The 22,986-nt window shown below is 45.6% G+C and carries 8 protein-coding genes; all 8 read left to right on the plus strand.

Going from position 1 to position 22,986, the window contains the following annotated elements; genetic code table 11:
* Positions 1 to 11 precede the first annotated feature (11 nt).
* Complete coding sequence (locus J1C86_RS04450; protein ID WP_002900619.1) at positions 12 to 668, plus strand: response regulator transcription factor; 657 nt, start codon at positions 12 to 14, stop codon at positions 666 to 668.
* Positions 665 to 2,038, plus strand: coding sequence for a sensor histidine kinase (locus tag J1C86_RS04455; protein ID WP_125408113.1), 1,374 nt, complete (start codon positions 665 to 667; stop codon positions 2,036 to 2,038). Before J1C86_RS04450 ends, J1C86_RS04455 begins: the two co-directional genes overlap by 4 nt.
* 170 nt (positions 2,039 to 2,208) lie before the next feature.
* The gene (locus J1C86_RS04460; RefSeq protein ID WP_002895838.1) at positions 2,209 to 3,387 is read left to right on the plus strand and encodes an AI-2E family transporter; all 1,179 of its coding nucleotides are present in this window, start codon (positions 2,209 to 2,211) and stop codon (positions 3,385 to 3,387) included.
* Positions 3,374 to 4,603 (plus strand): tetratricopeptide repeat protein, encoded by a 1,230-nt coding sequence (locus J1C86_RS04465; protein WP_125408117.1) that lies wholly within the window; start codon positions 3,374 to 3,376, stop codon positions 4,601 to 4,603. Before J1C86_RS04460 ends, J1C86_RS04465 begins: the two co-directional genes overlap by 14 nt.
* A gap of 148 nt (positions 4,604 to 4,751) precedes the next feature.
* Positions 4,752 to 5,471 (plus strand): acetolactate decarboxylase, encoded by a 720-nt coding sequence (gene budA / locus J1C86_RS04470; protein WP_125408119.1) that lies wholly within the window; start codon positions 4,752 to 4,754, stop codon positions 5,469 to 5,471.
* A gap of 72 nt (positions 5,472 to 5,543) precedes the next feature.
* On the plus strand, positions 5,544 to 6,035 hold the full coding sequence (locus J1C86_RS04475) for a flavodoxin family protein (protein WP_049552979.1): 492 nt from the start codon (positions 5,544 to 5,546) through the stop codon (positions 6,033 to 6,035).
* A gap of 171 nt (positions 6,036 to 6,206) precedes the next feature.
* On the plus strand, positions 6,207 to 16,688 hold the full coding sequence (locus J1C86_RS04480; protein WP_125409368.1) for a CshA/CshB family fibrillar adhesin-related protein: 10,482 nt from the start codon (positions 6,207 to 6,209) through the stop codon (positions 16,686 to 16,688).
* Positions 16,689 to 16,896: 208 nt separating this feature from the next.
* Positions 16,897 to 22,797, plus strand: coding sequence for a CshA/CshB family fibrillar adhesin-related protein (locus J1C86_RS04485; RefSeq protein WP_427150823.1), 5,901 nt, complete (start codon positions 16,897 to 16,899; stop codon positions 22,795 to 22,797).
* Positions 22,798 to 22,986: the final 189 nt, after the last annotated feature.

A 22,986-nucleotide genomic window follows, 5' to 3' on the forward strand; every position in this document is an offset into this window, starting at 1 on the left:
AAAATCTAAGTATGCACAAGATTCTAGTGGTGGAAGATGATACGACGATTAATCAAGTTATTTGCGAGTTTTTAAAGGAAAGTCAGTATGAGGTGAGGCCAGTATTTGACGGAGGCGAGGCCTTACAGGCTTTTGAAGAAGAGCCCTTTGATCTGGTCATTTTAGATATGATGCTGCCGACCAAGAGCGGTCTGGAAGTACTGAAGGAAATCCGCAAGACTTCTCAGATTCCGGTCATGATCTTGACAGCACTTGATGACGAGTATACCCAGCTGGTCAGCTTTAATCACCTCATCAGTGATTATGTAACCAAGCCTTTTTCACCGCTAATCTTGGTCAAACGGATTGAGAATATTCTGCGCAGAAATACTGTTGCTTCAGAGATTGCTGTTGGTGACCTGACAGTTTCTATTGATGACTGCACGGTTTACTGGCAGGGTGAGAAAATGCCTCTGACTAAGAAAGAATATGAAATCTTGCAGACTCTGGCTAAGAGGAAGGGGCACTTGGTAACCAGAGATCAGCTGATGAATACCATTTGGGGCTACAGCGAACTGGATAGTCGGGTACTGGATAATCATATCAAGAATATCCGCAAAAAGATTCCTGGTGTGCCGCTGAAAACCATTACGGGTATGGGCTATCAGCTTGGAGGAGAAGACAAGTGAAAATTGTCAAAAAGAACTTTCTCTTGACCTCGTCCATCATTTTCGTGGTGGTGACTATCGTTCTAGCCAGTCTTTACTTTGCCATGCCGGTGTATTATCAGCAGGTTAAGAGTGGAGAAGCTAAGAGAGAATTTGACCAAGTTTCCAAGCAGGTAAAGGGAAAGTCCAGTCAGGAAATCGGCGAGCTCTTGAGTGATTATAGTAAAAAGAGCAATCTGATTTGGTTTACCTTGCTGGCCAAAGACAATACGATTCTCTATCCTTCACTCGAAGCTGGCGATGAAAGCTCTTTGCAGCTGACTATCGTGCCGACGATTGCCAACAGCGACTATGAGAGCAAGAGTTTATCAGAAAGCTTTCGAACTTCAGATGGTAAAGAAGTTGTCCTGAGAGGTGAATATTCCTTACAGCCTGTTTCTGATGCTAGTCGGATTTTGCTCAATCTCTATCCATTTGTCTTGCTTGTATCTCTGAGTTTGGGTGGTCTGGCAGCCTATCTCTACAGCCGGACTTCCAGTCAGCGGATTAAAGCCATCTCTAAAAGCACCCGTCAAATGACGAGTCTGGCTCCAGATGTGACCTGTCAGGTCAAGGGGCGTGATGAGATTGCCGAACTGGCTCAAGACATTAATCATCTCTATGCTAATCTACTGACCAGTATTGAGGCTCTGCGCCTAGAAAATGAAAAGGTAGCAGAAAGCGAACGGGAAAAGGCAGAGTTTTTGCGGATGACATCACATGAGCTCAAGACGCCCATTACCAGCATGATGGGGATGGTCGATGGTATGATTTATGGTGTAGGAGAGTTCAAGGATCGAGACAAGTACTTGCAGAAGTGCCGAGAAATTCTAGAGGAGCAGTCGGAGTTAGTCCAGTCTATCTTAGCCATTTCTAAACTGGAGATGAAGACTGAAACTGAACAGGAAGTCTTTTCACTCAAGCAGGTCTTGGAGGAAAATCTGAGCACCTATCGAGTTTTAGCAGATGTCAGACATTACCATTTTCAGGTTGAGCTGGCAGAAGCGAAGGTCAAGGGGAACCGCACCTATCTGCTCAAGGCTATCAAGAATCTTCTGGACAATGCCTTTCATTATACAGTAGAAGGTGGACAGATTCTACTTAGGCTGGAAGAGCGTAAGCTAGTCATCGAAAATGAAGCAGAACGAGTCTTAAACAAAGACCAAATTCAGCAGATTTTTCAGCCTTTCTACCGGCCAGACTACAGTCGCAATCGCAAGGATGGCGGAACAGGTCTGGGACTCTTTATCGTTCAGCAGATTTTGGACAAGCATGGTCTGCGTTACCAGTTTGAAGCCGTTGATGGGCTGAAGATGCGCTTTAGCATTTCTCTGCCAGTAGTCGAGAAATAGCCTCGTATTCTAGCTGGCTGTGCAGGAACCGAAGAGAGAAGTCAGAAGCTGTATTTTGCGAAAAATACAAGTCTTCTGTCTCCTCTCTTTTTTTGCTTTTCCCTATAGCTGAGCAGAGAATTTTTCTCCGAAAAATGTTACAATGAAATGACAAGTTAAAGGAGGAGAATATGGAGCACAAAGAAAAAGATTTTAGCCTATCCTGGTTTTTTAAATGGTTTTTAGATAACAAGGCCATTACAGTATTTCTAGTGACCCTTTTGATGGGGCTGAATATTTTTATACTTAGTAAAATCAGTTTTATTTTTAGTCCAGTCATTGAATTTTTGGGAGTGATTATGCTGCCGGTTATTTTAGCTGGCCTGCTTTATTATCTGTTAAATCCAATCGTCGACTGGATGGAAAAGCATAAGATTAATCGACTGGTTGCTATTACCATTGTCTTTGTTTTAATTGCTTTTTTGATTATCTGGGGCTTGGCTGTTGCTATTCCTAGCTTGCAGCATCAGGTCATGGCTTTTGTCAGAAATGTTCCAGCTTATCTGAAACAGGCTGACAAGTTTATCGACGATGTCGTGACTAAGTATATTTCGGCAGATTTCAAGCCGCAGATTGAGGAATACACTAGTAATCTGTCTAGCCAGATTACTGATTGGGCCAGCAATTTTTCATCGCGAGCAGTTAACTGGGCGGGGAACTTAATCAGTACAACTTCGCAGATTATCGTGGCTATTATCATCATGCCGTTTATCCTTTTTTATCTGCTGAGAGACGGGAAAAATCTGAAAGGCTATGTGACCCAGTTTCTGCCAACTAAATTCCGCGAATCCTTTGGTCAAGTGATGACGGATATCAACAGCCAGCTGGCCAACTATGTGCGCGGTCAGGTGACAGTTGCTATCATTGTAGCTCTGATGTTTATCGTTTTCTTCAAGATTATTGGTCTGCGCTATGGTGTCACTCTTGGAGTAATTGCGGGCGTTCTCAATCTAGTACCTTATCTGGGCAGCTTTTTGGCCATGCTTCCGGCTCTGGCTATCGGTTTGATTGCTGGCGGTCCAGTGATGCTGGCTAAAGTCATTGTCGTTTTTATCGTTGAGCAGACAATCGAGGGGCGTTTTGTTTCTCCTTTGGTCTTGGGCAGTCAGCTCAGTATTCATCCGATTACGATTTTATTCGTATTATTAACTTCTGGTACCATGTTTGGCATTTGGGGCGTTTTCCTGGGAATTCCCGCCTATGCTTCAGCAAAAGTAGCCATTGCAGCCATCTTTAAGTGGTATCAGAAAGTAAGTGGCCTCTACGAAGCCGATTTTGAACAAGAAGGAGAAATCAGTGAGCAAGAGTGAGCAAATGTTGGCAGCTTTACAGGAGCAGGACCTAGCTCTGGCTGATCGCTATTTCGAGCAAGCCCTGACTACAGACAGCGAAGAAGAATTATTGGATTTGGCCGATTACTTAGAGAGTATCGGCTTTTTCCCTCAGGCCAAGCGTATTTTTGAAAAGTTGGCTCCTGACTATCCGGCTTCTTATATCAGCTTGGCAGCTATTGCCAGTGATGATGGAGAGTTGGAGCAGGCATTTGCCTATCTGGAGGAGATTCAGCCAGACAGTGACTGGTATGTTGCTGCTCTCTTGGCTAAGGCTGACCTCTATCAGCTAGAGGGGCTGCCCGATGTAGCTCGTGAGAAACTGGCTCAGGCAGCAGAGCTGACTGATGAGCCTTTGGTAACCTTTGGTCTGGCTGAGATTGATTTGGAGCTGGGGGATTTTTCACAGGCGATTAAGGAATACGCTCAGCTAGACAATCGTACAATCTTTGAACAGACAGGCGTCTCAACCTATCAGCGGATTGGGGTATGCTATGCCAGTCTTGGAAAATTTGCAGCTGCCATTGAGTTTTTGGAGAAAGCAGTTGAGCTGGAGTATGACGATGCTGCGGTTTATGAGCTGGCGACTATTTTAGCGGACCAAGAAGAATACCAAAAGGCCAATCTTTATTTCAAGCAATTGGATACTCTGTCACCGGATTTTGAAGGCTACGAATATGGCTATGCCCTATCTCTTCATGCGGATCATCGGACGGCTGAAGCCCTGACCCTTGCCCAGCAGGGCTTGGCTAAGAATCCTTTTGAGACTCGGCTCTTGCTTTTAGCCTCACAGCTTTCTTATGAACTTCATGATGAGAAAGCGGCTGAAAATTATCTTTTGCAGGCTCAGGAAGATGCGGATGATTTGGAAGAGATTGCCTTGCGACTGACTACTCTTTACTTGGAGCAGGAGCGTTATGAGGATATTTTAGAATTTGCTGAGCAAGAAGTCGATAATGCCTTGACCCGCTGGAATCTGGCGCGTGCTTATCAGGCCTTGGAAAATCTGGAAAAAGCAGAGGAACTCTATGATCAACTGGCTCGTGAATTGCATGATAATCCAGAGTTTCTAGAGCAGTATATCTATCTTTTGCGAGAATTAGGCAGATTTGAAGAAGCTAAAAGGGCTGCGGCTTCTTACCTGAGATTGGTACCTGATGATGGGAGTATGCAGGAGCTTTATGAAAGCTTATAACAGCTGAAGAAGCACTCGCTCAGCCATTTCCCGCGATTTATGGTATAATGATTGGCGTAGAAATTCAGTAAGCCACTGTAATAAAGATGAAAAAACTTAGCTGGATGGGCAATAATATTTATAAGAAGAGAAAGATTAAGGAAAAAGAATGGCAGAACCAATCAAATTATTTCAATATAATACTTTGGGAGCTTTGATGGCTGGTCTTTACGATGGCAGTATGACTGTTGGGGAGCTGCTGCAGTATGGAGATTTGGGCTTGGGAACACTGGACTCTATTGATGGTGAGCTTATTGTTCTCAATGGTAAGGCTTATCAGGCAAAGGGCTCTGGAGAAGTGCCAGAAGTGGTTGAGGTGTCACCGGATATGACAGTACCTTACGCGGCAGTTGTTCCCCATCAGGCGGAGGTCATTTTCCGTCAGCGCTTTGAGATGGATGACAAGGAGCTAGAAAAGCGAATTGAGTCTTACTATGATGGCGAAAATCTTTTCCGCTCTATCAAGATTCACGGTGATTTTGCTCATATGCATGTTCGGATGATTCCCAAGTCTACGACGGAGCGGAAGTTTGCAGAAGTAGCGGTTAATCAGCCTGAGTATCGTAAGGAAAATGTCACGGGCACCATCGTTGGTATCTGGACGCCTGAGATTTTCCACGGGGTCAGTCTGGCAGGCTATCATCTGCATTTTGTATCGGATGATCTGACTTTTGGCGGACATGTTATGGATTTTGTTATCAAGGAAGGTGTCGTCGAGTTGGGTGCTGTAGACCAGCTGGATCAGCGTTTCCCAGTACAAGATCGCAAGTATCTCTTTGCTAAGTTTAACATGGATGAGATGAAAGAAGATATTGAAAAGTCGGAATAAATAGTAGAGGTGAGCATTGTTTGCTTCCCTCTTTTTTGATATAATTGGAAAAAATAAAGGAGAAGAGAAGCTATGATTTATTTGGTAAACGCCAGCCCGAATAGGAATGGTAATAGTTTTAAGTTGGGGCATTTTTTTCTGCGGAATAGAGATTATGAGGCACTTCAATTAGTGGACTACCACATTGAGCAATATGGCCAGTCAGCAGAAAACGACCAGTTCTTTCAAGTCTATGAGCAGCTGAGTCAGTCTGATGTGCTGGTCTTTACCAGCCCTATTTATTGGTGGTCTTTTTCAGGTCTGCTAAAAACTTTGTTGGACCGAGTAGCTGATGTGCATGAGCCGCAGGAAGTACTCAAGGGCAAAAAGGTGTTTTTCCTCTTGCAAGGTTCTCAACCCAGCAAAGAAATTGAAATGCTGGACTACGTGATGAGCCGCTTTTGCCAGAACTGCGGACTCGAATATGAGGGGCTGGCAGTGACTAATCATAAGCTAAAAGAAATCGAAGGTTGGGAATTAGCAGCCCTGCAGGAAAAATTAGATAAGGTTTTATCAGAAGGTTAAAAGTGAGAAGATTCGTTTGCGAGTCTTCTTTTTTTACTATAAAAATGGAGTCTTTTTTTTATGTGTCTATTTTTGGACACTATGCCCCTCAACTACAGTCATATCCATGGCTAACTATATATAAATGTTGTATAATACCAATTGCTATTAAATATTAATATAGGAGATTCTATGGGAAAAGAATTATTTAACCCCCATTTAAATAAGTTTTCAATTCGAAAATTAAATGTCGGAGTTTGCTCGGTATTATTATCTACCGTTTTCCTTTTAGGTACTGCGGCTACGGTCAATGCAGATGAAACTGCCAGCGGATCTGTAGATGATAATATCTCACTGCCAGAAAAACCGACGGACTCTGCTATGAGTCAGCCAGTCAGTCAGCCTGCTCTTGAGAATACAGCAACATCTGCTGTTCCTGAAACAGCTAACTCAGAAGCAAGTGCTGATCAAAATCAGCTGGTAAGTCCAGCTGCTGCCCCAGAGCAAGCGACACCTGAAAAGGCACAAGAAGCTAATCAAACAGCTGAGACCTCTAATGAAGCCAGACCAGCTGAAGCTAGTCGGACGCGCTCTTATTCAGTGCAATATACGCCAAAACCAAGTTCTGCGGCTATGCCAAGGTCTGATCGTAACGGCCAGCCAATGGAGACAGGAACATCATTCCGTACTACAAGTCCTGCTGGTCAAGCTAGCTCTGCTATACAAGATGCAACACCTAATCCTACAGTTTCTAAACCAACACTGGAAGAATCAGTAAGAAAACGCTCTGATGAGTTGATGAAGCAAGTGAACTGGCTAGATTTTGGTGATACTAAATCACTGAGAAATCTAGATAAAGATGGCTCCTTTAAAGTTGGAACAGTATATGAGAAGGAAATTTCGCCGGGCTATGTGGTCAAACTGACTGTGACGGAATTGAAACCTTTCTATGCGACAGAGATCTATCGTGATCGAGTAAAGGGGACTGAGTACGAAAGCAGTTATGATCCCAATGCAAAAAATACTTGGCTTCAATATACCAATAGCAATAATTATGCTTATCAGTATTGGTATGGTGATGATTACCGCCCTAAAATTACTGGTGCTGCTCAAAATCAATGGTCTGCTATTAAGTCAGAAGGAATTGATACTAAAGGCCGTAAGACCCAACTGCAGGTTCCTAAAGATGAAGCCAACTACGGTGTGAAGTTCAAAGTTGAAGCTAGATATCGTGGGAAGCCTGTTAAAGCAACCGTTGTCATGGCTGATGGAGAAGAGGCAAACCCTGGCGAGTATGCTATCTTTACAACCAATGGTAATGGTTGGGAACATTTGGCCGAGTGGAAGCGTACAGTTACAGACGCAAATGGTGTGACTACTGAGATTACAGAAACCTATAAGCCAATGAAGCCTACTACAGAAGGTCAATTTATTGGAGATGACGGTACTGGGGTTCATTGGCAGGCCTATGTCAGTCCTGACCAAAAGACTGGCGGACTGGGAAGCCAAGTATTTGGACCTAATGTTTCTAAAAATAATACAATTCCGCTTGTAATGACACGTGGTGCATCTGAGGTTGGTATTTATATAGCTTCTTCTGGTCAGCAGGCTGCGATGATTGGTTTCATGGCAGTGGACGAAGGCGATGCTCCGGATTCTTATGGAAAAGCAATCCACGCTATTTCAAAATACAATGCTGAAACAGGCGCTCACACACCACAGCCTTACTTGGGCCGTGTTGAGGCTGATATTGATACCTCATCTGGCAATAACTGGAAACATGATGATGATACAGAGTTGGCCGATGAAGGTGTTAATCAGCTCTTGTCTGATGATTTAGTCGGGAAAACCAATGGTCTTTTTCCAGTCAACCGTCTGCATGACGGAGATTATTCTCTCCGCATCCATGCTTCAGCTAATGGATACGAAAAAGCTTATGTCCGCGCCTGGATTGACTTCAATAATAATGGTGTCTTCGATGAAGACGAAGCCAGTGAATTTACCGAAGTAACAACTGCGGGAGATTATACTGTCAACTTTAAGAAGAATCCAGCTATGACTAATCCTGAACTTAGCAAGCTGGGAATGCGTGTTCGTATCGCCTTGAACAAGGGAGATATTGAAAAGCCTACCGGAACTGCATTTAGTGGTGAGGTGGAAGATCTAGAAGTTGAACTGACCTACCCACCAAAAGGTGAGAAGAAGGAAAGTACTGGGATCCGTGATCAGAGACAGACAGCCACTCTTCATTTCACTCCGCAGGGAATTGCTCAAAATACTGAAAATAAGAAAGTAGCAATTGATACTACCAAAGCTCCGATTGTATTAGATACGAGAGGAAATGCCCTGACAGCTGATGCAGAAGGCTGGTATAACACTGCTGAAGGCCGTTATAAAGTAACTGCAAACGGTGCTGATGTAGATGTGGTATATGAGCCTAAAGCTGGCTTTATCGGCACAGCCCAGGGAATTAACATCCGTCGTTTTGATACTAACGGCGCAAGTACAGATTGGATTGCCAAGAATCAGGCTGAACCAGTCATCAATGATCAGCTGAATACGATGGATGGACGCTATGTGCCAACCGTGCTCAATGTTCCTAAGTATGAAACAACGGATGCTCAAGGATTAACGCAAGAAAAGACGCCTATCTTTAATGATGGTGATGCTCGCAAAACTCCGGCAAGTCCGACGTCAGCAAATCCAGTAAAATTTGTGAAAGCGGATGGAACGACTACAGATGATACTAGAGTTCCAGCTTTATCAAATGGTCGGGAAGTCGGTCGTTTTGAAGTCCAACCTGCAACAGGTAAGATTACTTTCAAACCAAACAAAAACTTTGTTGGTACTGTAGACCCTGTGTCTGTTCAAATGATTGATGGCAAAGGTATTCCGCATCAAGCTATTTATCAGCCAAAGGTGACTCCTGTTAGACCGACTGCTCAAGGGGCCAGCAGCGAGGGCATTCAAGGTGCAGTTCAGACAGGGCAATTGACCTTCAATCCAGGCAATAATCGTGTGCCTATTGATAGCAAGAAGTTGCCAACCTTTGATAATGGCAGCCAGACTAAAACAGTTGCTGGTGTTGGTACCTATCAGGTGGATAATCAAGGCTTAGTTACCTTCACTCCACTACCGACTTATACTGGACGGCCAGCGGCAGAGATTATCAAGCGAGTAGATGTCAATGGAACAGAAGTAACAGCTAACTATCAGGCTGATGTAAAAGCAGCAGCACCAAGTGCGACGAATGCTGAAACCAGTGGTGTACAAGGTCAAGTTCAGCGAGGAAAAGTCAGCTTCACAGAAGGTTCTGCGCAAGTCAATGGTCAAAAACAAACTGTGGCCTTTCCGGCTGGCTCCACTCCGCTCTTCGACAATGGTTCGACTGTTAAAGAAGTGCCTACTGTTGGTAAGTTTGAAGTGGATGAGGATGGAAATGTAACCTTTACTCCAGAGAAACAATTTAAAGGCCTTACGCCGGACATCAGGATTACTCGTACAGATACGAATGGCAGCACAGCTATAGCTATCTACAAGGCAACAGTCACTGCTGTTACTCCAACTGGAACAAACATCACTAGCACTGGTAAACAAGGCCGTCCACAGACAGGTAAGCCAAACTTTGTAAGTGGCAACCCAGATGTACCAATGGATAATGATACTCCAGCGACTTTCGATGATGGAAGTAAGCGCAAAGTCGTTCCAAATGTCGGAATCTTTGAAGTGGCACCAGATGGATCTGTCACTTTCACACCAGACAAGCAATATGTTGGGACACCAGATCCAGTTCTTGTTAAGCGAGTGGACAAAAATGGCACTCCTGTGACAGCTAAGTACACGCCTACTGTTGAGAAAGTAACCCCAAGAGCAACAGGTGCTCAGACAAAAGGCCCACAAGGTCAAGTTCAGAAAGGAAAAGTTACTTTTGAACCAGGAAGTTCGCAAGTTGGTTTTCCAGAGAACAGAACTCCAGTCTTTGACACTGGCACGAATGTGAAAGAAATTGCCAAAGTCGGTAAGTTCGAAGTGGATGGAGAGGGTAATGTCACCTTTACTCCAGTCAAAACGTTTGTCGGTAAGACACCAGAAGTTGAACTCAGCCGCGCAGATGTCAATGGCACAGTAGTCAAGGCCAAATATCGGGCGACTGTGACCGCTGTGACTCCGACGGGAACTGGAGATCAGACAGAAGGTCCGCAAGGCCAAGTTCAAAAGGGCCGTGTAACTTTTAAAGCTGGCGATCCAAAAGTAGGATTCCCAGCCAACAGCACGCCAGTCTTTGATACAGGTACGAATGTCAAAGAAATTGCTAAAGTCGGTAAGTTTGAAGTAGATGGAGAGGGCAATGTCACCTTCACGCCAGACAAGCGCTTTGTAGGTGAAACGCCAGAAATTAGTATTACTCGCAAAGATGCAAATGGTATTGCAGCGAAAGTTACTTATATCGCGACAGTTACATCAGTAACTCCAACAGGAACTAATGTGACTAGCACCGGTCCTCAGGGTATCCCGCAAACAGGTATCCCAACTTTCCAAGGTGGTGATCCACTGGTTCCAATTGATGAAGCAGTCGAGCCAACCTTTGAAGATGATAGCAAGGAAAAGGCTATTCCAGGTCAGGGAACTTACACCATTGCACCAGATGGCACAGTTACCTTCACACCAGAGAAGCAGTTTGTAGGAAAGCCAGATTCAGTGACAGTGAAACGTGTTGATAAGAATGGTACACCAGTCACTGCGACTTACAGTCCTGAGTTTACTAAAGTCACTCCGACTGGTACTGGTGATAAGACTGAAGGATTGCAGGGTCAGGTTCAAGAAGGTCATGTTACCTTCACACCTGGTCATGCCTCTGTACCATTCCCGGCTGAAACAACTCCGCTCTTTGACAATGGTTTGACTGTTAAAGAGGTTCCAACCGTTGGTAAATTTGAAGTGGATGCCAATGGCAAGGTTACTTTCACGCCAGACAAGCAGTTTAAGGGAACCACTCCTGAGCTGACATTGGTTCGAGCAGATGTGAATGGTACTCCTGTCACCGTTAAATACCAAGCTGTAGTGAAAGAAGTGGTTCCAACGGGAACAAATATCACCAGCACTGGTGAGCAAGGCCGTCCACAAACAGGCAAGCCAAACTTCGTGAGCGGCACTCCGGGAGTTCCACTGGATAATGATACTCCGGCTACTTTCGATGACGGAAGCAAGCGCAAGGTTGTTCCAAATGTCGGTATCTTTGAAGTGGCACCAGACGGTTCTGTCACCTTTACCCCAGATAAGCAATTTGTTGGCACACCAGATCCGGTTATTGTTAAGCGAGTGGACAAAAATGGCACTCCTGTGACAGCCAAGTATACGCCAACTGTTGAGAAAGTGACTCCAAGAGCGACAGGTGCTCAGACGGAGGGGCTTCAAGGCCAAGTTCAAAAAGGCAAGGTTACTTTTGAAGCAGGAAGTCCGCAAGTAGGCTTCCCAACCGACAGCACACCGGTCTTTGATAATGGTTCTACTGTAAAAGAAATTGCCAAAGTCGGTAAGTTCGAGGTTGATACAGAGGGGAATGTTACTTTCACACCAGTCAAAACGTTTGTCGGTAAGACACCAGAAGTTGAACTCAGCCGTACAGATATCAACGGTACAGCAGCAAAAGCCAACTACCAAGCAACTGTGACAGCTGTTACTCCGACAGGTACTGGTGATAAGACAGAAGGATTACAAGGTCAGGTTCAAAAAGGTCATGTCACCTTCACGCCAGGCCATGAATTAGTTCCATTCCCAGCAGGCTCGACTCCGCTATTTGGTAACGGAAAAAATATTAAAGAAATACCAAATATCGGTAAGTTCGAAGTAGATGCAGATGGCATTGTGACCTTCACTCCAGACAAACAGTTCAAGGGTGAAACACCAGAATTAGGAATTATTCGTGTGGACGCCAACGGCACTCCAGTAACAGTTAAATACCAAGCGGTAGTGAAAGAAGTAACTCCGACAGGCACCACCGTTACGAGCACTGGCCCACAAGGTATCCCTCAAACAGGAACTCCAATCTTCAAAGCTGCTGACCCACTAGTTCCGATTGATGAAACAGTTGAGCCAACCTTTGCAGATGGAAGTAAGGAGAAGAAGATTCCAGGTCAGGGAACTTACACCATCACTCCAGATGGCGTAGTGACTTTCACGCCAGACAAGCAGTTTGTAGGCACACCGGACCCAATCACAGTGAAGCGAGTGGACAAGAACGGCACTCCAGTGACGGCAACTTACAGTCCAGAGTTTACTAAAGTAACTCCAACAGGTACCAATGCAACCAGCACAGGTCCACAAGGCCTTCCTCAAACTGGCATACCGACCTTCGCAGGCGGCGACCCACTTGTTCCAATCGATGACACAGTAGAGCCAACCTTCGGAGATGGCAGCAAGGAAAAGAATATTCCAGGTCAAGGAACTTATACCATCACTCCGGATGGCGCAGTGACCTTCACGCCAGACAAGCAATTTGTAGGTAAACCAGATCCAGTCACCGTTAAGCGGATGGATAAGAATGGTACTCCAATGACAGCGACCTACAGTCCAGAGTTTACCAAGGTAACTCCAACAGGCACCGGTACTAAGACAGAAGGCTTGCAAGGTCAGGTTCAAGAAGGTCATGTTAGCTTCACTCCAGGCCATGATTCAGTTCCATTCCCGGCAGGTTCAACTCCATTATTCGATAATGGTACCGCAGTTAAAGAAGTGCCAAATGTTGGTAAGTTCGAAGTGGATGCGGATGGCAAGGTGACTTTCACTCCAGACAAGCAATTCAAGGGTGAAACGCCAGAACTTGAATTGACTCGTGTAGATGCCAACGGCACCCCTGTTACAGTTAAGTACCAAGCGGTAGTGAAAGAGGTAACTCCAACAGGCACCACCTCAACCAGCACTGGCCCACAAGGCCGCCCTCAAACAGGTAAACCAAACTTTGTTGGTGGCGACCCGAATGTACCACTGGATAATGATACTCCAGCGACTTTCGATGATGGAAGCAAACGCAAGGAAGTTCCAAATGTCGGAATCTTCGAAGTAACACCAGATGGATCTGTCACTTTCACACCTGACAAGCAATTTGTTGGGACACCAGACCCAGTTGTTGTTAAGCGGGTAGATAAGAATGGTACACCAGTGACGGCTAAGTACACACCAACTGTTGAAAAAGTCACTCCGACGGCGAAAGGTGATCAGACAGAGGGGCTTCAAGGCCAAGTTCAAAAAGGAAAAGTTACTTTTGAACCAGGAAGTCCTCAAGTTGGTTTCCCAGATAACAGTACCCCAGTCTTTGACACCGGCACCAATGTGAAAGAAATTGACAAAGTCGGTAAGTTCGAAGTGGACGGAGAGGGTAATGTCACCTTTACTCCAGTCAAAACCTTTGTAGGCAAAACTTCAGAAGTCGAACTCAGCCGTACAGATGTCAATGGAACAGTAGCCAAGGCTAACTATCAAGCGATTGTGACTGCTGTTACTCCGACAGGTACTGGCACCAAGACAGAAGGTCTGCAAGGCCAAGTCCAAGAAGGCAAAGTGACCTTCACCCCTGGTCATGATTCAGTTCCATTCCCAGCTGGTTCAACTCCATTATTCGATAATGGTTCTGCAGTTAAAGAAGTGCCGAATGTTGGTAAGTTCGAAGTGGATGCAGATGGCAAGGTAACTTTCACTCCAGACAAACAATTCAAGGGTGAAACACCTGAACTCGAATTGACTCGGACTGATGCTAATGGAACACCAGCAACTGTCAAGTACCAAGCAGTAGTGAGAGAGGTAACTCCAACAGGCACCACCTCAACCAGCACTGGCCCACAAGGCCGTCCACAAACGGGTAAACCAAACTTTGTTGGTGGCGACCCGAATGTACCACTGGATAATGATACTCCAGCGACTTTCGATGATGGAAGCAAACGCAAGGAAGTTCCAAATGTCGGTACCTTTGAAGTAGCACCAGATGGATCTGTCACTTTCACACCTGACAAGCAATTTGTTGGGACACCAGACCCAGTTGTTGTTAAGCGAGTAGATAAGAATGGTACCCCAGTGACGGCTAAGTACACGCCTACTGTTGAGAAAGTGACCCCAATAGGAACTACCGCAACGAGCACTGGCCCACAAGGCCTTCCTCAAACGGGTACTCCAACCTTTGCAGGTGGTGATCCATTGGTTCCGATTGACGAAACAGTTGAGCCAAGCTTCGACGATGGTAGCAAGGAAAAGACCATTCTAGGTCAGGGAACTTACACCATTACTCCAGATGGCTTAGTGACCTTCACGCCGGACAAGCAGTTTGTAGGTAAGCCGGACCCAATCACAGTTAAGCGAGTGGACAAGAACGGCACACCAGTGACAGCGACCTACAGTCCAGAGTTCACCAAGGTAACTCCAACTGGTACTGGCACTAAGTCAGAAGGTTTGCAAGGTCAAGTGCAAGAAGGACAAGTCACCTTCACACCTGGCCATGACTCTGTTCCATTCCCAACGGATTCGACTCCACTGTTTGATAATGGTTCTTCTGTCAAAGAAGTGCCGAATGTTGGTAAATTTGAAGTGGATGCAGATGGCAAGGTGACCTTTACTCCAGACAAACAATTCAAGGGTGAAACACCAGAACTTGAATTGACTCGCACTGATGTCAATGGTACCCCTGTTACAGTTAAGTACCAAGCGGTAGTGAAAGAGGTAACTCCAACAGGCACCACCGTGACGAGCACTGGTCCACAAGGTCTTCCGCAAACGGGTAAACCAAACTTTGTTGGTGGCGACCCGAATGTACCACTGGATAATGATACTCCAGCTACTTTCGATGATGGAAGCAAACGCAAGGAAGTTCCAAATGTCGGAATCTTCGAAGTAACGCCAGATGGATCTGTCACTTTCACACCGGACAAGCAATTTGTTGGGACACCAGACTCGGTTGTTGTTAAACGTATAGATAAGAATGGTACCCCAGTGACAGCTAAGTACACACCAACTGTTGAGAAAGTGACTCCAATAGGAACTACCGCAACTAGCACTGGTCCACAAGGCCTTCCTCAAACTGGCACACCAACCTTCGCAGGTGGTGATCCACTGGTTCCGATTGATGAGACTGTTGAGCCAACCTTTGCAGATGGAAGCAAGAAGAAGACCATTCCAGGTCAAGGAGCATACACCATTGCACCAGATGGTACAGTAACCTTCACCCCAGAGAAGCAGTTTGTAGGTAGTCCAGATCCAATCACTGTAAAACGTGTCGATAAGAATGGCACTCCAGTGACATCGACCTACAGTCCAGAGTTCACCAAGGTAACTCCGATAGGTACTGGCACTAAAACAGAAGGGCTGCAAGGTCAGATTCAAAAAGGTCAAGTGACTTTCACGCCAGGACATAAATTAGTTCCATTCCCAGCTGGTTCGACTCCACTCTTTGGTAACGGAAAGAATATTAAAGAAGTGCCAAATGTTGGTAAGTTCGAAGTGGATGCAGATAACAAGGTGACCTTCACTCCGATAAAACAATTCAAGGGTGAAACATCAGAACAGGGATTAATTCGTTTAGACGCTAACGGAACTCCTGTTATTGTCAAATATCAAGCGATAGTGAAAGCAGTAGTCCCAACTGGTAAAGATGCTTCCTCTACGAATATCAAAGGTCATGTTCAGACTGGGAAACCTGTCTTCGAAGCAGGTGATCCATTGGTTCCAATTGATGAGTCAGTTGAGCCAACCTTTGAAGATGGAAGCAAGGAAAAGACTATTCCAGGTCAGGGAACATACACCATCGCACCAGACGGGACAGTCACCTTCACTCCAGAAGCTGATTTCCTTGGTAAGGGAACCGGTGTGACTCTTGTCCGTCGTGATAAGAATGGCAGCTCAGTGACAGCTCGTTATGTTCCTACCGTAGTTGAACCATCAACTAGCAAGGATAGTGTATCTAGTGGTCGCAAGGGCCAAGCTCAAACGGGCACGCCAACCTTTGAAGGGGCGATTGACCAGGCAGTAGCACCGACCTTTGCGGATGGCAGCACAGAGATGGTTGTCCCAGGTGAGGGAACTTATCGGTTCAATATGTTGGGGGCAGTGACCTTTGTGCCAGAAGCCGACTTTGTCGGAACTGCTCGTGGAGTTGTCGTGAAGCGTTCAGATATTTATGGCAATGCCGTGACGGCAACCTATACCCCAACTGTTTTGGGAAGTACTGCTACAGAAGATACCAGCAGCACAGGTCTAAAAGGACAGCCGCAGACTGGCAAACCAATCTTTGAAGGCGACGTGGATCCAACTGTTCCTCCAACTTTCGAGGATGGCAGTACTGAAAAGGTTGTTCCAGGCCAAGGAACTTACACGATTGCGCCAGATGGCACAGTGACCTTTGTACCGGAAACTGGCTTTGTCGGTCAAGCTGACGGTGTGACAGTGATTCGCAAAGATCGTAATGGTCAGACGATTTCAGCGGTTTACGTTCCAACTGTGACAGAAAATCCTGTTCAGCCAGAGCGGACGATTACGCCTGCACCACCGTCTCTTTCCAAGAGTGAGGGTGCAAAATCCCTTCCTAAGACTGGTGCAGAAGAAACCTCATACTTGGCAGCAAGCTTACTTGCAGGAGTATCAGGTTTAGGACTGATTGGCTTAGAGAAGAGAAAGAAAAAGTCTGAAGACTAAGAGGTGAGAACTTAGCTTCTAACCGCTAAATCAAAATAGGAAAGATTCGTTTATGGATCTTTCCTATTTTTGTTAAAAATAGACCATTTTTAACAAAGTGTCTAATTATAATGTTAGTTTCTTACAATTATAGTTATATATATGGATAACTAAAATAGAATAGTGTATAATAAAAGCTGCAATTTAAATGATTATTTAGGAGATTATTATGGGAAAAGATTTATTTAATCCTCACCTGCGTAAGTTTTCGATTCGAAAACTAAACGTCGGTGTTTGTTCTGTGCTCTTATCAACCCTGCTTCTTTTGGGTGCGGCAACGCAGGTTAGCGCTGATGAGACTGTTTCTTCTGGGACTCAAAGCGAGGTTTCTCAAGCAGGCATAGCTGATTCCTCAGTAAGTACTGCAGAGCCGCTAAATTCACCAGCTGAGGAAAGCAGACCTGCTACTTTCGTGGCTCAAGCAGAAGATGCGTCTGCGGTAGCGACTGCAAGGCCTGATTCAGTTGATAAGCCAACAAGTGAGCAGCCGGCGGCAGAAACTACCTCTGCACCAGCTGTTGTTCCTGCAGAAGTTAAGACTGAAGATAATGCCCAACCAGCTCCTGCTCAACCGGCAGGAACTACAGAGCCTGCTCAGCCTAGTCGCTCTCGTCGGGTAAGACGGGATGCAGCACCTACTGGTCTGCGAGATGGTGACCCTAACAACACCATTGAGAAGCCTACTTTGGCTGATTCTGAAAAAAAGAACCCGACAGACTTGATGAAGCAGATTAACTGGCTGGATCTTGGGGATAAAAGTGCTATCAGCAACTTAGATACGGACGATTCCTTTAAAGTTGGTACTGTCTATGAAAAAGAAATTTCACCTGGCTATCGTATCAAACTGACAGTGACGGAATTAAAACCCTTCCACTCAACAGAGATTTATCGTGACCGCGTCAAGGGTACTGCGTATGAAAGTAGCTATGATCCGAATGCGAAAAACACTTGGTTCAGATATGTAAATGAAGACTATAAAAAGCAGGAAGCTGAGGGAGATTCGGCTAGACCGAAAATTATAGGAGCGGAGCAGAATCAATGGACATCTGTCCGAGACCAAGGGATTAACACCAATGGCCGAAAGACTCAATTACAAGTCCCTAAAAATGGTGCTAGCTACGGTATAAAATTCAAGGTAGAAGCGACTTACCTTGGGAAACCTGTAAAAGCAACAGTTATCATGGCAGATGGAGAAGAAGCCAACCCAGGGGAGTATGCTATCTTCACGACCAATGGCCAAGGATGGGAACACTTGGCAGAATGGAAACGTGTCCTGCCAGACGGTCGGGAAATTACCGAAACTTATGCACCGATGAACCCTAACAGATATGGTCAATATATAGGAGATAATGCGACTATACCTGTAATCGACTGGACTGCTTTTACTAATCCAGATCAAAAAACAGGAGGCTTGGGCTCTCAGGTCTTTGGTCCTAATACTTCTAAAGATCACACAGTTCCGATTGTGATGACACGTGGCGCTTCAGAAGTTGGGATTTATATTGCTTCTTCTGGTCAGCAAGCTGCTATGATTGGTTTTATGGTAGTAGATGAGGGAGATGCACCAGCTTCTTATGGAAATGCTGTTCATGCTATTTCTGGTTATGATGCCAATACAGGTGCAAGAACTCCTCAGCCATTCTTGGGTCGAGTTGAAGCTGATATTGATACTACTTCGGGTAATGACTGGAGACATGATGACGATACTGATCACGCAGACGAAGGGGTTGATCAGCTCTTGCCTTCTGATTTGACTGGTAAGATAAATAACCTCTTCCGAGTTAATCGTCTTCAAAATGGTGACTACTCAGTTCGCCTGCAAGCATCTGCTAATGGCAATAGCAAGGCCTATGTCCGTGCTTGGATTGATTTCAATCAAAATGGCGTTTTTGATGAAAATGAGGCCAGCGAATTTACTGAAGTAACAACGGCTGGTGACTATACTGTTAATTTCAAGAATAATCCAGCGATGACCAATCCTGAAGTTAGCAAGTTGGGAATGCGGGTCCGTATTGCCCTGAATAAGGGAGATATTGAAAAACCTACGGGAACAGCCTTTAGTGGGGAAGTAGAGGATTTAGAAGTCATCTTGACCTATCCACCAAAGGGAGAAAAGAAGGAAAGTTCGGGAATAATCGGCCAGCCTCAGAAAGCTACTCTTCAGTTTACACCTCAAGGTATTGATCAAAATGATGAAAGCAAGAAAGCGGCTATTGATACAACTGTAGCACCTCTTGTTTTGGACAATGCTGGCAATACATTAGCAGCAGATGGCGACGGTTGGTACAATACTGCTGAGGGACGATATAAAGTAACAGCCAAGGGTGCAAATGTGGATGTGATATTTGAACCTAGCACTGGTTTTATCGGTACTACTCAAGGAATTAATATCCGCCGTGTTGATACTAATGGTGCAAGTACAGATTGGATTGCGAAGAATAATGGAGAGCCTGTTATCAACGATAAGTTGAATAATATGGATGCCCGCTATATCCCTACTGTACTCAACTTTAACGAGCATCGTTCAACAGATGCTCAAGGCTTACAACAAGTGCAAGATATTATCTTTAATGATGGCAATCCTGCTAAGACACCTGCTCAACCATCTGCAACGAATCCTGTCTTTTTCTTGGATGCTGATGGCAATCGCATTGCTGGAACAAGCGTGAAAGCAACCTCGCAAGGCCAAGAAGTGGGAACCTTTGAGTTAGATCCAGCTACTGGGCGTGTGACTTTCACTCCGAATAAGTCATTTGTGGGGACTGTTGACCGAGTTAACTTACAATTGCATGATACCGACGGGACAGAGCACCGTGCAACCTATCAACCAACAGTAACGCGTCTTGTTCCAACGGCACAAGGAGCAAGCTCTGAAGGTATTCAAGGTGCTGAACAATCTGGTAATTTGATCTTTACGCCAGGTGATAATCGTGTGCCAATTAATGAGGCAGTTGCTCCAACTTTTGATAATGGTCAAACAACTAAGGTTGTTCCGAATGTCGGAACTTATATGGTTGATAACGCAGGTCGCGTAACCTTCCAACCAGTTCCTAGCTACACTGGCCGTCCAAGTGCTGAATCTGTTAAACGTGTTGATATGAACGGGACAGAAGTAACCGCTACTTATCAAGCTGAAGTTAAGGCCGCAACTCCAACAGGTCAAGATACACAGACTACTGGCCTCCAAGGGAAACTTCAAACGAGTCACCTAAACTTTACTCCAGGTCAAGCAAGTATTAATGGACAGAATGCGACGGTGCCTTTAGCGCCAGAGGGACCACAATTTGTAGTTAATGGGCAAATTCAACAAGCTAATAGTCTGCCTGTCCATGATGCAAGTGGCAAGCTACAAGGAACTTACACTGTTCAAGCTAATGGAGATATTAGCTTCCAACCTGCACCTGATTTCCATGGGACGCCAACTCCTGCGCGTCTTCGTGTAAGGGATAAGAACGGATCTACAGCAGAAGCAGTTTACCAGCCTACAGTGACTCAAGTAATCCCAACTAGCACCGATGCGACTAGTACAGGTCCTCAGGGCGTTCCACAAACCGGTACCCCAACCTTCGCGGGCGGTGACTCAGCTGTTCCAATTGATATGGATTCTCCAATGACCTTCGAAGATGGTCAGCCTAAGAAGACTGTTCAAGGAGTAGGAGTATACAGTATTAACTCAGATGGTTCTATCACCTTTACACCTGAGAAACAGTATGTTGGCACACCAACACCGGTTACATTAAAACGTGTTGATAAAAATGGCACGGAAGTTACCGCAACTTACACGCCAACTGTTACTAAGGCAACGCCAACCAGCACCAATGCAACAAGCACAGGACCTCAAGGTGTTCCACAAACTGGTACACCAACTTTCCAAGGTGGTGATCCATTAGTTCCAATTGATGAAACCGTTGAGCCGACCTTTGAAGATGGAAGCAAGAAGAAGACCATTCCAGGTCAAGGAACCTACACGATTGCTCCAGATGGTGCAGTGACTTTCACGCCAGACAAGCAATTTGTGGGTAAACCAGATCCAATCACTGTGAAGCGAGTGGATAAGAACGGTACACCAGTGATAGCGACATACAGTCCAGAGTATACTAAGGTAACTCCGACCGGCACCACAGCGACCAGCACCGGTCCTCAGGGTGTTCCGCAAACAGGCACTCCAACTTTCCAAGGTGGCGATCCATTGGTTCCAATCGATGAGACAGTTGAGCCAAGCTTCGAAGATGGAAGCAAGAAGAAGACCATTCCAGGTCAAGGAACTTACACCATTACTCCAGATGGCGTAGTGACCTTCACCCCAGACAAGCAGTTTGTAGGTAAACCAGATCCAATCACTGTGAAACGTGTTGATAAGAACGGTACACCAGTGACTGCGACTTACAGTCCAGAGTTTACGAAAGTGGTTCCTACAGGTACCAATGCAACTAGCACTGGCCCTCAAGGTGTTCCACAAACTGGTACTCCAACCTTTGCGGGTGGTGATCCACTGGTTCCAATTGATGACTCAGTAGAGCCTACCTTCGCAGATGGAAGTAAAGAAAAGACCATTCCAGGTCAGGGAACTTACACCATTGCTCCAGATGGGGCAGTGACCTTCACCCCAGACAAGCAATTTGTAGGGAAGCCAGATCCAGTCACTGTAAAACGTGTGGATAAAAATGGTACGCCAGTAACTGCAACATATAGCCCAGAGTTTACTAAGGTAACTCCAACCGGCACCACAGCGACTAGCACCGGTCCGCAGGGTGTTCCGCAAACAGGTACACCAACTTTCCAAGGTGGTGATCCACTGGTTCCAATTGATGAGACAGTAGAGCCAAGCTTCAACGACGGAAGCAAGGAAAAGACCATTCCAGGCCAGGGAACATACACCATCACTCCAGATGGAGCAGTGACTTTCACACCAGACAAGCAGTTTGTAGGCAAACCAGATTCAGTGACTGTAAAACGTGTCGATAAAAATGGCACTCCAGTAACAGCTACCTACAGTCCAGAGTTTGCCAAGGTAACTCCAACTGGTAAAGATGCTTCCTCTACAAATATCAAGGGACATGTTCAAACCGGCACACCTGTCTTCGAAGCAGGTGATCCATTGGTGCCAATTGATGAAACAATTGCGCCAACCTTCGACGACGGTAGCAAGGAAAAGACTATTCCAGGTGAGGGAACTTATACCATCACACCAGACGGTACAGTTACTTTCACTCCAGAAGCAGATTTCCTTGGTCAGGGTACTGGTGTGACTCTTGTCCGTCGCGATAAGAATGGCACCTCAGTGACGGCTCGCTATGTTCCGACCGTGGTTGCACCATCAACCAGTCAGGACAGTGTGTCCAGCGGCCGCAAGGGCCAAGCTCAAACGGGCACGCCAACCTTTGAAGGGGCGATTGACCAGGCAGTAGCACCGACCTTTGCGGATGGCAGCACCGAAATGGTTGTCCCAGGAGAAGGAACTTATCGTTTCAATATGCTGGGGGCAGTGACTTTCGTACCGGAGGCAGACTTTGTCGGAACTGCTCGCGGAGTCGTCGTGAAGCGTTCAGATATTTATGGCAATGCCGTGACGGCTACCTATACCCCAACTGTTTTGGGAAGTACTGCCACAGAAGATACCGGCAGCACGGGTCTCAAAGGCCAGCCGCAGACTGGTAAACCAATCTTTGAAGGCGACGTAGATCCAACTGTTCCGCCAACTTTCGAGGATGGCAGTACCGAAAAGGTTGTTCCAGGTCAAGGTACTTACACGATTGCGCCAGATGGTACTGTGACCTTTGTACCGGAAACTGGCTTTGTCGGTCAAGCTGATGGCGTGACAGTGATTCGCAAAGACCGCAATGGTCAGACGATTTCAGCAATCTATGTTCCGACTGTGACAGAAGATCCTGTTCAGCCAGAGCGGACGATTACGCCTGCACAACCTTCTCTTTCCAAGAGTGAGGATGCAAAATCCCTTCCTAAGACTGGTACAGAAGAAACCTCCTACTTGGCAGCAAGCTTACTTGCGGGAGTATCAGGTTTGGGTCTGATTGGCTTAGAGAAGAGAAAGAAAAAGTCTGAAGACTAAGAGGTAGGAACTTAGGTTTTAACTCCTAAATTAAAAGAGGGAAGATTCATTAGTGAATCTTTTTTCTTTATATCCAAGGGAATAAATCTTAAAAAACTTCATAATAGCATTTTTAAAATACCAAACATTAAAGTAGAATCTGAAATGTTCCCAGATTTATTTAATTTATAAGGATTTTTCTATGGTCTA

The sequence above is a fragment of the Streptococcus sanguinis genome (assembly GCF_050220005.1).
In the GTDB taxonomy this organism is placed as follows: Bacteria; Bacillota; Bacilli; order Lactobacillales; family Streptococcaceae; genus Streptococcus; species Streptococcus sanguinis_Z.